We start from the raw sequence: 13,253 nt of genomic DNA on the forward strand, positions 1-13,253 counted from the left end.
TTACAACTCGATGCTCATGCCGTCGAAGGCGACTTCTACACCGCGGCGCTGTACTTCGGCGCGCTCCGGGGAGTCTTCATCGAGGATCGGGTTGGTGTTGTTGATGTGGATTAGCACCTTGCGCTGGAGCGGGAAGCCGTCCAGTACCTCGAGCATGCCGCCGGGGCCGTTCTGCGCCAGGTGGCCCATCTCACGGCCGGTGCGGGTGCCGACACCGCGGCGCTGCATTTCATCATCCTCCCACAGCGTGCCGTCGACCAGCAGGCAGTCGGCGCCGTGCATCATCGCCAGCAGCTTTTCGTCGACCTGGCCCAGGCCTGGGGCATAGAACAGCTTGCCGCCGGTGCGGGTGTCTTCGACCAGCAGGCCGAGGTTGTCGCCCGGGTGTGGGTCGAAGCGGTGCGGCGAGTACGGCGGCGCAGCGCTACGCAGGGGGAAGGGGGTGAACCTGAGGTTGGGGCAGGCGTCGATGACGAAGCTGCCTTCGAGCTCGATGCGGTTCCACTGCAGGCCACCGTTCCAGTGGCTGAGCATGTTGAACAGCGGGAAGCCGGTGCTCAGGTCCTGGTGAACCATGTCGGTGCACCACACCTGGTGCGGGCAGCCTTCGCGCAGGCTGAGCAGGCCGGTGGTGTGGTCGATCTGGCTGTCGAGCAAGACGATGGCGTTGATGCCCGTGTCGCGCAGCGCGCGGGCCGGCTGCATCGGCGCGAAGGCCTGGAGTTGGGCGCGGATGTCTGGCGAGGCATTGCACAGGACCCAGTGCACACCGTCATCGGACAGGGCTATCGACGACTGGGTACGCGCCGTTGCGCGCAGGCTGCCATCGCGAAAGCCTTTGCAGTTGACGCAGTTGCAGTTCCACTGCGGGAAGCCGCCGCCGGCGGCGGAGCCGAGAATCTGGATGTACATGGCTGCTCTCTATCCGAACTGTGCTGAAGCCTGGTGCAAAAAACGACAACGCCCCGGCGGGCCGAGGCGTCGTAACGCAAGCAGGGCTTAGCGGCTGGCGAAGTACATGGTCACTTCGAAGCCGATACGCAGATCAGTGTATGCAGGTTTGGTCCACATGGTTTTGCTCCTTCTGGGTAAGGTAGAGGGTTCAGCTACTTTGTTTGGCGTCACCTCGCGCAAGAGGTTCCAGTGGCTGAGATAGCGTTATCTTACAAGAAAATTATGTACCGAAAGGTTAATTATTCGATAAGCGCCCTTTCGTAAAACGTAACAATCCTCTTGTCATCATTGCCATGACCCATTGGGTGCGGCGGCATTTGCCAGGCACAGCCAGGCGCTATCGGTGTCGAGCATGCCGCGTAACAGGTCGTCCAGACCAGCTTGGCGCACCCCCAGCATAGAACAGCGTAACGCCTGCAGATCGTCGGGTTGTGTAGCGAGACATGTCTGCCATACCCATTCGGCGACGTCGGCGTCAGGCATGGCGTTCTCGTCAAATTGCCCGGCCAGCGCCTGGCAGGTTGCAGGGTCGAGGGTTACGCCCTGACGCAGAATAGTCAGCAGATGCTCGAGAATTTCGCTTGGGCTGGCGTGGGGCGATTGCACGCCAAACAGAAGGCCCCCGATGCCCTCTATCTGACGAAAGGCACTGAAAACCGCGTAGCCGAGTTGCAGTTCAACCCGCAGGCGCTGGTACACAGGGCCCTGCAGCAACTGGGCAAGCAGGCGGCCGCAGGCTTGTTGCCTGGCGGGTAATGGGCAGAACAGCAGCAATGCATGCTCGCTGCCCGGCACCTTGGCGTGGTGCCAGCGATGGCCGCGCCAGCTGGGATCAGGCGGTGCTGAGCCTGCATGCCCTGGGCAGCCCCGCAGCACCGCGCCTAAAGACAGCAGGGCGGCGGCGTCGAAGCCAACGGCAAGACCCTGCCATTGGCTGTGTTGCCAGGCGTCATCCAGTGCCTTTTGATCAAGTGTGCCGGGTGCCAGCGGCATTGGCGCAGTGCCGAGCACTGCCTCGGGTAGTTGCTTGAGCAAGGCCCTGATCGGGATCAGCGCGGGTTCCTGTTCGCAAGGCAGCTGCCAGTTACCGGGTGAATGCAAGCACGTCATGGCATGCTCGACAGCGCGGATCACAGCGGCTGGCTGGCCGGCGCAGCGCAGTTGCCAGTGCTCGCCCGCGGCGCTGAATTGCAGTTGCAAGGATGCGCGCTCGCACCGTTCCTGCAGCGGCAGCAGGGCCCGCGCGAGCACTCTATACAAGTGCTGACGCAGTGCCGACGGTAGCTGCCAGCGTAGATAAACTGCTGCGTATTGGCGTATCGGGGGCAGTTGCTGGCTGACCTTTAGCGCCGCCGGTAAAGGCCAGGCCGTGGCGGCGGGCAAGCCGGCAAGCAGCAAAGGGTCGGCCGGTGGAAGTTGCCATAGCCCATGCTGCGTGCACTGCAGGCCATCGAGCAATGCGCCAAGCGCATGCAGCGCTTGAGCATCCAATGCCGCAAAGGGCCGGCCTGCACAGTCGCGACGGGCGAGCTCAAGCGGGCTGGCATTGCGCTCGTGGCTCTGTTGCAGCAGCCCGAACTCGGCGTTGAGTTGGGCCGGGTCGAGTTGCCTGATGAAACCGAACCAACCGTGCAGCAAGGCAAGTGCTTCACCTGGGCAAGCGTCCGGGCTGAGTTTGAGGTCGATATGCCAGACCATTTGCCCCGCGAAGGCATACAGCATCTGTGCCTTGAACCCTTGTAGCCAGCCGCGCTGGCGCAGGGCATCCAGCCAAGTGCCCGGCCTGCTGTCGCTCAGGCAGGCGGTCAACAGCTCCAGCGCTTGCTCCGCACAGGGGGGCAGGTTTTGGTGGGTGAACACCCACCCCGTGCCCGTCGGTGGGAGGGCTGCAGGCAAGCTTTGTCGAGCACGCTCCCCATAGGCGAACACGTTAGCGAACTGCCTGCCGAGCTGCTCCAGTTCATCCAGTTGCTGCGGGCCGCACACACTCAAGGTGATCTGGCCACCTTGGTAGAAATGCTCATGAAAGCCTGTAAGGGCTTGCTGGAAGGCCGGGTTTTGCAGGGCAAGGGTATGCCGGTTGCCGGCCTGAAAGGCGCTCAGCGGATGGCCGGGTGCAACCGACTGCAGCAGTGCAAATTGCTGCTGCGCTTGCGGGTTGCGCGACCAGGCGATGAATTCTGCGTGTATGACTTCCCGTTCGCGGCGCTGGCGCTCGATGCCAAGGTCCGGTTCGGCAAGCATCTGGCACAGCCGCTCCAGCCCTCCGGCCAGGGCCGCAGGGGGGGCTTCGAAGAAGAAATCGGTAGTACGTTCGCGGGTACTGGCGTTGACCTGGCCGCCTGCGGCCTGGACGTAGCGCATCAGGCCGTCATCCAGTGGAAAACGAGAGGTACCGAGGAAGAACAGGTGTTCAAGAAAGTGCGCGAGCCCCGGCCATCGTACCGGGGCATCGTGGCTGCCAGCATGCACCCGCAACGCTGCGGCCGAGCGCTTGAGCCGCGGGGCATGGCGCAGGCGCAGCTGCAGGCCGTTGGCCAGGGTGAGGTGACGTGTGGCGTCTGGCATGGGGCGTCACTCAGCCCCTGCGCAGGTGCAGTTCCTGGCGCAGATCAGCCAGATACGGAAACGCCTCGCGCCCCTTGTGCACCCGCTCATGCTCCAGGTCTGCCAGCAACTGGCACTCCTCGCGCCCAGCCATCCCCAGCAAGCTGCCATCCGGCCCGATGATGCTGCTTTGCCCGCAATACTGGATCTCACCCTCGGCCCCGCAATAGTTGGCATAGACCAGGTAGCACTGGTTTTCCTGCGCCCGCGAGCGCACGGTCACCTGGCAAACAAAGTCGTAGGGCGTCATGTTCGCCGTCGGCACCAAGATCAGCTCGGCCCCGCCCAGCGCCAGGCGCCGGGCATTCTCCGGGAACTCGATGTCGTAGCAGATCAACAGCCCGACCTTCCAGCCCTCCAGCTCCACTACCGGGAAGTGATCGGCGCCGGCGCTGAACATCGCGCGGTCCAGCTCGCCGAACAGGTGCGTCTTGCGGTAATTGCACAGGCTGCGGCCATGGGCATCGATCAGTTGCACGCTGTTGTAGATTGCCCCGTCGTCGGCACGCTCTGGGTAGCCGTAGACAATGGCGATGCGGTGCGCCTGGGCAGTCTCTACCACGTCCATGGCTGACGGGCCATCGTCGGCCTCGGCCAGCCGCTCGACCTGTTCCAGGCCAATGTTGTAACCGCTGAGGAACATCTCCGGGCACACCAGCAACTGTGCGCCGCGCTCAGCCGCCCGTTGCGCCTGATGGCGCAGCCGTTGCAGGTTGCCGGGCACGTCCAGCGGGTTGGGTGTGCCCTGGAACAGAGCGATGCGCATGCTGCCTCCTTGTCTCAGTCGGCCAGGGCGATAGGCCCGATTTCGTCGAACACGTCGCCCGGGCCGGGGTTGTCCGGGTGGGTCTGGCCACCGAAGTGGTTCATGATACCCCACACCGCATTCAGCGAGGTCTGCACCGCGCCTTCGACCCAGGCCGGGGTCCACGACACGTCGTCGCCGGCGATGAACATGCCGCGGTGTTCGGCGGGCATGTCCTGTTGCATGAAGTGCGCGTACATCCGCTGGTTATAGCGGTAGTGGCCCGGCAGTGCGCCTTTGAACGCGCCGAGGAAGTGCGGGTCGGCCTCCCATGAAATGGTGATCGGGTCGCCGATGATGTGCCCGGCGATATCGGTCTTCGGGTAGATCTTCTTCAAGGCATCGAGTGCCAGCTGAACGCGTTTTTCCACCGGGTGCGGGAGCATCTTCAGGGCGTCGCTCATCCACGCATAGGACAGGCAGATCACCCCGGGTTTGTCGTCGCCGTTGTCGAACAGGTAGGTACCCCGGGTGAGGCGGTCGGTGAGGGTCATGCTCATCAGGTCGCGGCCGGTTTGCGGGTCCTTGTCCTTCCAGAAGGGCCGGTCGACCATCACGAACGTTTTCGACGACTGCATGTAGCGGGTGCGGTCCAGGGCCATCCACATCTTCTGCGAGAACAGCGATTCTTCGCAGTCGATCTGGGTGGTCAGCAGCCAGGTCTGGCAGGTGGCGAGCACGGCGGCGTAATGGCGGGTATCACCCCAGTTGTCGGTGACCGCCAGCCGGCCATCTGCGGCGCGGGCGATGCGTTTGACCCCGGTGCGCGGCGCGCCCCCGTGCAGTGAGCTGAGGCTGGTGCCCTCTGGCCAATGGGCGCAGCGCTCGGGCACATGCCGCCAGATACCTTGCGGCACCTGCTCCACGCCGCCCACCACCAGGTGCTGGTGATCGTCGCAGTTGGTCATCACCACGCGGAAGATTTCCAGCATCGAATTGGGGAAGTCCGAGTCCCACCCCCCGGTGCCAAAGCCGACCTGGCCGAACACCTCGCGGTGCTGGAAGCTCAGTTTGGCGAACGAGCGCGAAGTCGCGACGAAGTCGTAAAAGGTGCGGTCGTCCCACAGGGGGACCAGCGTGTTCCAGAGCTCTTTGAGGCGCGGTACGTCACGGTCGCGGATTGCCTGCTGGATCTCGGCAAATTGAGCACCGCTCTCCAGCGCGTCGGCCCAGGCGTTGGCCACTTCGTGGAACAGCTCAGGCAGGTCGGCGGCCTTCTCGGCGTAGTAGGTCTGGCCTTCCAGGTCGATCACCGTGCTGCCCGAGGCCGGTGTCAGCGGGTTGGGGAAGGGTTTGGTCTCCAGGCCCAGCTTGTCCACATAGTGGTAGAAGGCCGTTGAAGAAACCGGAAAGCGCATGCCGCCCAGCTCTGCGATGATCCCGTCGGTGCCGTTGAAGGCTTGTGAACGCAGCCGCCCACCCAGCTTCGACGCTTCGTACACCACCGGTTTGAGGCCCAGCTTCATCAGCTCGTACGCCGCCACCAGCCCCGCGATGCCGGCACCGACAATGGCGACTTCCTCACCGTGCCGTTCGGCCGGGATGCTGCCCAGCCCGGCCGGATGCTCCAGCCAGTCATCGAAGCCGAAGGGGAAGTCCGGGCCGAAGATGGTGATGGGTTTTTTGCCGTCGGCGGGGTGGCGGTTGTTCTTGTTCATGAAGTGACCTTGCCAGAGCGGCTGCGCGGAGGGCGGAGCCTGAGTATAGGAGATGCCTGGTGGTCATTTTATGAAGCGCGGCGCTCGTAATTAAGATGAAAAGTATCGGCTAATCGCAGCTTTTTTGGTCGAAATGACTAATTGAAGGCGCATTTCGACGATGCATTCTTCTGTAGGGCTACCCGCGATCCACCTTGCTGCTGAGGATGATCGACGTCGTCGTCTTCTCCACACCTTCGACGCTGCCTATCTGATCGAGCAGTTGGTCCAATTGCTCCGGTGAATCGCTACGCAACCAGGCCACGTAGTCGAACTCGCCACTCACCGCGCAAAGCTGCTGAACCTGCCCCATGGCGCTCAAGCGTCGTACTACTTCCTTGCCGGAGCGCGGTTGCACCTTGATCCCGACATAAGCCTGCAGGCCGCCGTCGATCAGGCGCTGGCCCAGGCGCACGCCATAGCCGGTGATGATTTTACCTTTCTCCAGCCGGGCCAGCCGCGAGTTGACGGTGGTGCGAGCGATGCCCAGTTGGCGGGCGAGGGTGGCGACGCTTTCGCGGGCGTTGATCTGCAGCAGGGCTATCAGCTGGCGATCGATTTCGTCGAGGGTGATGGCGCGGGAGTCCGACATGGCAAGTCTCTACAGGGGGCTTGCTAGCCTAGCCAGCCGGTGGCAGGCAGGGCAAGGCAAAGCGTGCTGCGCCGCCCTCTTTAATGCGGCATGATAAACGGCCGACTGTACTGGACCCACCGCGTGAACTTCGAAACCTTGCTGGAATGCTGGCGACAGGAAGTCTCCAACAAGAAAAAGCCCGGGCGCCGCGTCAGCCTGTTCTTCAATGTCCTGCGCCGAACGCGCAAGGACAACAAGCTGCGCTTTCTCTTCGCCTACCGCCTGGCCCAATACCTCGATGCCCGCGGCGGCCTGGGCAGGCGCCATGCCCGGCGCATGCAGCAACGTCTCAACCTCAAGTACGCGGTGGACATCGACATTGGCGCGCAGATCGCTCCAGGCCTGCGCATTGCCCACTTGCCTGGCGTCGTGATAACCCGCCACGTGAACATCGGGCGCAACTTTTTCATTCGCCAGAACTGCTCGATCGGCATCAAGACGCTTGGCCTGGACCAGTATGCATTGCGCATTGGCGACAACGTCAGTCTGGGCGCCAATAGCTGCATCGTGGCCGACCGGATCAGCATCGGCGACAACGTGGTGATCGGCGCCATGTCCCTGGTAACGCGGGATATTCCGGCCAACAACACCTTCTACAACCCGCGCCAAACCACGATACAGCCAAGGGCCGGGCAAGCCTGAGGGGGTTGCCGAATAGCAGACATGAAAAAGCCGCGCATGGCGCGGCTTGTTCATGTCTGGTGGGCCCACACGGACTCGAACCGTGGACCAAAGGATTATGAGTCCTCTGCTCTAACCAACTGAGCTATAGGCCCTCAGTAAGTGCCGGGATTATAACGAGGGTTTCGAAAGCGTGCCATCCGAAAGATCGGATAGTGCTAAACGAAGAAACGTCGCTGCAAATTCGTCTGGCGGTAGCGGCAGGCTGACGATGTAACCCTGTATCTGTTCACACCCTTCGGCAGCCAGGAAGCGCTGCTGTGCCTGATTCTCCACCCCTTCGGCAATGATGGTCAGCTGCATGCTGCGCCCAAGGGCGATGATGGCGCGGGCGATGGCGGCATCGTGAGGGTCGTCTGGCAGGCCGCGGATGAACGACTTGTCGATCTTGAGAATGTCCAGCGGCAGGCGCTTGAGGTAACTCAGTGACGAGTAGCCGGTACCGAAGTCGTCGATCGCCAGTTGCACCCCCAGCTGCTTGAGCTGGTGCAATACGGCCAGTGCTTCTTCGGCCTGGCTCATGATGAAGTTTTCGGTGATTTCCAGTTGCAGATCGCCCGCCTTGAGCTGGTAGGTCTTGAGCAACTGCTCGATGCGTTTGGCCAGGCCATGGTGGCGCAGCTGCGCGCCAGCCAGGTTGATCGACAAGGGGCCGAAGCCTTGGTAGTCCATCTTCCAGTGGTGCATCTGCCGGCAGGCCTGCTCCAGTACCCAATCCCCCAGTTGCAGGATGGTGCCGTTTTCTTCTGCGAGGTGAATGAAGTGTTCCGGCGGCACTTCACCGAAGGTCGGGTGGCTCCAGCGGATCAGCGCTTCAGCGCCGACCAGGGTCTGGGTCTTGAGGCTGAACTTGGGCTGGTAGCACAGGCTCATTTCGTTGCGCTCGACGGCGCGGCGCAATTCGTGTTCCAGGGCGATGCGCTCGCTGGCCTGGGCCGTCAGGTCGCGGGTGTAGGCTTCAACCCGGTTGCGGCCTTTGGCCTTGGAGCGGTACATGGCGGCGTCGGCGTTGCGTATGAGCGTGGCGACGTCGGTGCCGTCCTGTGGGTACAGGCTGATGCCGATACTGGCGCTGGTGAAGAACTCGTGTTCGCCGGCCTGGAACGGCGCGCTGAAGCAGGCCAGCAACTTGTTGGCGATGGCGCTGGCGTCGCTGGGTTTGTGCAGCCCGGGGAGCAGGATGATGAACTCGTCACCACCCAGGCGGGCCACGGTGTCGACATCGCGAACTTGCTCCTTGAGGCGTTGGGCGATGCCTTTGAGCAGCAAGTCGCCGACCGGGTGGCCAAGGCTGTCGTTGATGTGCTTGAAACGGTCGAGGTCGAGAAACAGCACCGCGCCCTGGCGGTTGGAGACCTGTGAGCAGGTGAGCACGGACTGCAGGCGGTTCTCGAACAGGGCACGGTTGGGCAAGCCAGTGAGCGGGTCGTGGTGGGCCTGGTAGTCAAGCTTGGCCTGGGCGTGCTTGATGCTGGAAATGTCGGCAAATACGGCGACGAAATGCGTGATTTCGCGGTCGCTGTTACGCACGGCGCTGATGGTCAGCCAGCCCGGATAGAGTTCGCCATTCTTGCGTTTGTTGTAGATCTCACCTTGCCAGTGGCCTTCGGCGGTGAGCTGGTGCCACATGGCGGCGTAGAAGGCGCTGTCATGCTGGCCGGAAGAGAGCAGGCGCGGGGTCTGGCCGAGGGCTTCGATTTCGCTGTAGCCGGTGATCTCGCTGAAGGCGCGGTTGACCGCGCTGATGCGCTGGTCGATGTCGGTGATCAGCACGCCTTCGGCGGTATTTTCGAACACGGTGGCAGCCAGTTGCAGTTTCTCCTGCATCAGGTGGCGCTCGGTGATGTCGCGGGCAATGGTCAGCATGCAGTCGACGCCAGCAATCGGCAGCGGCCGGGCAGACAGCTCGCACAGGCGGATCTGCCCGTCGCTGCGGCGGATGTGGCAGCTGAAGTCGCGCACGAAGCCATCGCGGGCAAGCTGGTCGATCAGCCTTTTGCGTTCGTTGAGGTCCACCCAGATCCCCAGGTCGAACGAGGTCTGGTCAATGGTCGGGTTGAGGTCGTAGCCGGTCAGGCGGCAGAACCCTTCGTTGACCTCGACCAGCAGCCCATCACTCTGGCGCGACAGCAGCAGCCCGTCAGGTGAGGCATGGAAGGCTTTGGCAAACTTCTCTTCGGACGTTTGCAATTGCTGCTGGGTTTCCTTCAGCTGGCTGATATCCCGCACCGCCACGACAAAGGCCAGGGTGCCGTCGAGCTCGAAGGTTTCGGCTGAGGTTAGGCCTGTGAACAGTTGGCCATTGCTGCGCCGGAAGCTCATCTCCAGATTACGGATGCCACCTTGGTGCAGGCGCTCCAGCAGTATTGGCCCGGTGTCTTGCACGCCCCACAGGTCAAGCTCGGTGGCGGTGCGGCCAATCACTTGCCCGGGGCTCAGGCCGATCTGCTCCTCGAAGGCTTCGTTGACCTCCAGCAGGCAGCCGTCGCTATGGCGGGCGATCAGCAGGATGTCAGGGCATTGCTGGAACACCGAAGCGAATTTCTGTTCCGACAGGCGCAGGGCATCTTCGGTGCGCTTGGTTTCGCTGATGTCGATCATCAGCCCGCGCATCAGCGGTCGGTGCCCGTGCTCGATCATGCTGACGATGTTGCGCACCCAGAGGGGTTGGCCATCGGCGCGCATCACTCGGTAATCAAGGCTGTGGTCGCGGCCGGCGGCTGTTTCGCTTTCACAGTAGGCCTGGGCCCAGAGCGCGTCCTCCGGGTGCAGGATGCTGCGCCAGAAGCCCGGCTTGAGCCAATCATGCAAGGGGTAGCCCAGCAGGTCTTCGGCATGGGGCGAGACGTAGCTATACGTGAAATCGTTGGCATCGGCCTCCCAGGCAATGGCGGACAGGCTTTCGATCAGGCCGCGGTAGTGGTACTCGCTGCTGCGCAGTTCCTGTTCCAGGGCGATACGCCTGGAAATCTCCGAGCTGAGCCGGCGATTGATGCGTATCACCACCGCGAGGATGGCGATGAGCAGCAGGACGGCCGGCAGGCCATACATGAGCATGTCGTGCCAGAAGGTGCGCTGGTCCACTACGTTGCCCACCCAGCGTTGCTGGATCTGGCTGATTTCCTCGCTGGACATGTCGGCCATGACCTTGTCGAGAATGCCGACAAGGACCTTCTTGTCGCGCGGCGCGGCCATGGCCAACTGGTAACGGTAGGGCGTTTCGCCGCTGACGTACAAACCGTCGAGCTTGAGTTGGCGAAGGCTCCAGATGCTTGAGGCGAGGTCACCGACCACGGCATCCACTTCATCGGTAGCCAGCGCCTGCAACGCCGAGCTGACGTTGGGCAGGGCCACCAGGTTGAGGTCTGGGTGATGGGTACGCAGCAACTCGTGGGGGGCATAGTTCTCTACCACGGCGATTTTCAGGCCGTACAGGTCTTTGAGGGTGTGCGGTTGCGGGCCACCTTCATGAGCAAGAATGACGATCGGAAAATCCAGGTAGGGGCGGGTGAAAGCCAGATAACCCTGGCGTTCGGGCGTCGACATGATGCCGGGCAGCAGGTCGATGCGGCTTTCGCGCGCCTGCGTCAGCACCTCGGTCCAGCTGCTGGGCTCGATGGGCTTGAGCGTCACACCCAGGCGTTCCTGGAGCAAGGCGATGTAATCGGCGGCCAATCCCTGGTACCGGCCTTCCTGGTCTCGAAACTCGAATGGTGGCCAGGAGGCGTCGACGCCCAGCTTCAACTGCGGGTGTGCAGCCAGCCAGGTTTTTTCCTCGTCTGTCAGGGTCAGGGCGCCGGCCGTTGTGTTCCACAAGATCAGGAGCAGCAACAGAATGGCCGGCATTGGCGGCATGGCAGCCTCGCATTCAGATGGTCTGAAGTCGAGTGTAGACGGGCATTCAGCTCGGTGGGTAGCTAGTTGCCATGACCATCTGTCACATAAGAAAAACCCCGGCCTGGGCCGGGGTTTGTCATCACTCGTCGAGGAAGGATCGCAGGTGCTCGCTGCGCGTCGGGTGGCGCAATTTGCGCAACGCCTTCGCTTCGATCTGACGGATCCGTTCACGGGTCACGTCGAACTGCTTGCCGACTTCTTCAAGGGTGTGATCGGTGTTCATGTCGATACCGAAACGCATGCGCAGCACTTTGGCTTCGCGTGCGGTCAGGCCGGAGAGCACGTCGCGGGTCGCTTCCTTGAGGCTTTCGACCGTGGCTACATCGATCGGGGACTGCATGGTCGAGTCCTCGATGAAGTCGCCCAGGTGCGAATCTTCGTCGTCACCGATCGGTGTTTCCATGGAGATCGGCTCTTTGGCGATCTTCAGCACCTTGCGGATCTTGTCCTCAGGCATCTCCATGCGCTCACCGAGCTCTTCCGGGGTCGGTTCGCGACCCATTTCCTGCAGCATCTGGCGGGAAATGCGGTTGAGCTTGTTGATCGTCTCGATCATGTGCACCGGAATACGGATGGTGCGGGCCTGGTCGGCGATCGAGCGGGTGATCGCCTGACGAATCCACCAGGTGGCATAGGTCGAGAACTTGTAGCCGCGACGGTATTCGAACTTGTCCACCGCCTTCATCAAGCCAATGTTGCCTTCCTGGATCAGATCAAGGAACTGCAGGCCACGGTTGGTGTATTTCTTGGCGATGGAAATCACCAGACGCAGGTTCGCCTCGACCATTTCTTTCTTGGCGCGGCGGGCCTTGGCCTCACCGATGGACATGCGACGGTTGATGTCCTTGATTTCGACGACGGTCAGGCCGGTCTCGGTCTCGAGGTCGATCAGCTTTTGCTGGCAAGCGACAATGGCGGCGTCCTTCTCACCCAGGGCAGCAGCCCATTTGGTGCTGCGCTTGGCCAGGTCACCGCTCCAGGTCTGGTCGGTCTCGTTGCCCGGGAACAGGCGCAGGAAGTCGGCACGCGGCATGCGCGCATCACGTACGCACAGCTGCATGATCGCACGCTCTTGCTGACGCAGACGGCTCAATGCATCACGTACCCGCTCGACCAGTACTTCGAATTGCTTCGGTACCAGTTTGATCGGCATGAACAGATCGGCCAGAGCCTGCATCGCCCCGATGCTCTCGGCATGGTCGCGACCATGCTTCTTGAGCACCTTGAGGGTGATGTCGCGCTGATCGGATACGGCACCGAAACGCTGGGCTGCGACGACCGGGTCCGGACCGCTTTCGGCCTCTTCCTCGTCATCACTGCTTTCGGCGTTTTCTTCTTCGTCGTCGTCTTCTTCCTTCGCAGCTGCGGCCTTGGCGCCAGGGATCGGCACTTCTTCGGTCGGAGCGGCGATATTGTCGTCAGGGTCGATATAACCGCTGAGAACATCGGACAGACGGCCACCTTCGGTGGTGACGCGTTCATATTCGCTGAGGATGTAGTCGACAGTACCCGGGAAGTGAGCGATGGCGCCCATGACTTCACGGATGCCTTCCTCGATCCGCTTGGCGATTTCGATTTCGCCTTCGCGGGTCAGCAGCTCGACGGTGCCCATTTCGCGCATGTACATGCGCACTGGGTCGGTCGTGCGGCCGATATCGGTTTCAACGGCCGCCAACGCTGCTGCGGCTTCTTCGGCCGCGGCTTCGTCGGTGTCGGCTTCCGCCAACAGAAGGGCATCCGCATCCGGAGCACTCTCGAATACGTTGATCCCCATGTCGTTGATCATGCGGATGATGTCTTCCACCTGTTCAGGATCTGAAATATCCTCAGGCAGGTGGTCGTTGACCTCCGCGTAAGTCAGGTAGCCCTGCTCACGACCGCGGGTGATCAACTCTTTGATACGAGACTGCTGTTGCGCTTTTCCGGACATAACACCCTATCCACTGAAGGTCTTGGCGGGCAAAAAACAAGCCGAGGA

At 62.2% G+C, this 13,253-nt stretch carries 9 protein-coding genes and 1 tRNA gene; 1 reads left to right on the top strand and 9 read right to left on the bottom strand.

Translation table 11 applies throughout. The features are described from left to right. The 6 genes from pqqB to ABEH27_RS11200 form a co-directional block, all read right to left on the bottom strand. The gene (pqqB, locus tag ABEH27_RS11175) at positions 1–912 is read right to left on the bottom strand and encodes a pyrroloquinoline quinone biosynthesis protein PqqB (RefSeq protein WP_346613640.1); all 912 of its coding nucleotides are present in this window, start codon (positions 910–912) and stop codon (positions 1–3) included. Positions 913–999: 87 nt separating this feature from the next. After that, positions 1,000–1,071, bottom strand: a complete 72-nt coding sequence (gene pqqA / locus ABEH27_RS11180) for a pyrroloquinoline quinone precursor peptide PqqA (RefSeq protein WP_008365141.1) — start codon at positions 1,069–1,071, stop codon at positions 1,000–1,002. A 168-nt stretch (positions 1,072–1,239) separates the two neighbouring features. After that, positions 1,240–3,522: a pyrroloquinoline quinone biosynthesis protein PqqF gene (pqqF, locus tag ABEH27_RS11185; protein ID WP_346613641.1), complete on the bottom strand. Its 2,283-nt coding sequence runs from the start codon at positions 3,520–3,522 to the stop codon at positions 1,240–1,242. A gap of 10 nt (positions 3,523–3,532) precedes the next feature. Beyond that, a complete protein-coding gene (locus ABEH27_RS11190; protein WP_346613642.1) occupies positions 3,533–4,327 on the bottom strand; it encodes a carbon-nitrogen hydrolase family protein in 795 nt (264 codons plus the stop codon). A gap of 14 nt (positions 4,328–4,341) precedes the next feature. Next, a complete protein-coding gene (locus tag ABEH27_RS11195) occupies positions 4,342–6,024 on the bottom strand; it encodes an NAD(P)/FAD-dependent oxidoreductase (RefSeq protein ID WP_346613643.1) in 1,683 nt (560 codons plus the stop codon). A 178-nt stretch (positions 6,025–6,202) separates the two neighbouring features. Further along, positions 6,203–6,655, bottom strand: coding sequence for an Lrp/AsnC family transcriptional regulator (locus tag ABEH27_RS11200; RefSeq protein WP_346613644.1), 453 nt, complete (start codon positions 6,653–6,655; stop codon positions 6,203–6,205). Between the two features lie 123 nt (positions 6,656–6,778). Between ABEH27_RS11200 and ABEH27_RS11205 the strand changes: the two genes are divergently transcribed. Next, positions 6,779–7,339, top strand: coding sequence for a serine acetyltransferase (locus ABEH27_RS11205; RefSeq protein WP_346613645.1), 561 nt, complete (start codon positions 6,779–6,781; stop codon positions 7,337–7,339). Between the two features lie 57 nt (positions 7,340–7,396). Here the strand turns inward: ABEH27_RS11205 and ABEH27_RS11210 are convergent. The 3 genes from ABEH27_RS11210 to rpoD all read right to left on the bottom strand — a co-directional run bounded on the left by ABEH27_RS11210 (position 7,397) and on the right by rpoD (position 13,205). Next, positions 7,397–7,473 (bottom strand) — tRNA-Ile (locus ABEH27_RS11210). A gap of 16 nt (positions 7,474–7,489) precedes the next feature. Next, entirely contained in the window at positions 7,490–11,233 is a 3,744-nt protein-coding gene (locus ABEH27_RS11215; RefSeq protein ID WP_346613646.1) for an EAL domain-containing protein, read from the bottom strand. A 121-nt stretch (positions 11,234–11,354) separates the two neighbouring features. Further along, a complete protein-coding gene (gene rpoD / locus ABEH27_RS11220) occupies positions 11,355–13,205 on the bottom strand; it encodes an RNA polymerase sigma factor RpoD (protein WP_346613647.1) in 1,851 nt (616 codons plus the stop codon). Between the last annotated feature and the right edge of the window lie 48 nt (positions 13,206–13,253).

Source organism: Pseudomonas sp. P39-UII1, assembly GCF_039672635.1.
Taxonomy (GTDB): domain Bacteria; phylum Pseudomonadota; class Gammaproteobacteria; order Pseudomonadales; family Pseudomonadaceae; genus Aquipseudomonas.

Excerpts from the sequence above, each read along its gene's own strand:
- pqqB (WP_346613640.1), bottom strand. The coding sequence starts at position 912 with ATGTACATCCAGATTCTCGGCTCCGCCGCCGGCGGCGGCTTCCCGCAG.
- pqqF (WP_346613641.1), bottom strand. The coding sequence starts at position 3,522 with ATGCCAGACGCCACACGTCACCTCACCCTGGCCAACGGCCTGCAGCTG.
- ABEH27_RS11190 (WP_346613642.1), bottom strand. The coding sequence starts at position 4,327 with ATGCGCATCGCTCTGTTCCAGGGCACACCCAACCCGCTGGACGTGCCC.
- ABEH27_RS11195 (WP_346613643.1), bottom strand. The coding sequence starts at position 6,024 with ATGAACAAGAACAACCGCCACCCCGCCGACGGCAAAAAACCCATCACC.
- ABEH27_RS11200 (WP_346613644.1), bottom strand. The coding sequence starts at position 6,655 with ATGTCGGACTCCCGCGCCATCACCCTCGACGAAATCGATCGCCAGCTG.
- ABEH27_RS11215 (WP_346613646.1), bottom strand. The coding sequence starts at position 11,233 with ATGCCGCCAATGCCGGCCATTCTGTTGCTGCTCCTGATCTTGTGGAAC.
- rpoD (WP_346613647.1), bottom strand. The coding sequence starts at position 13,205 with ATGTCCGGAAAAGCGCAACAGCAGTCTCGTATCAAAGAGTTGATCACC.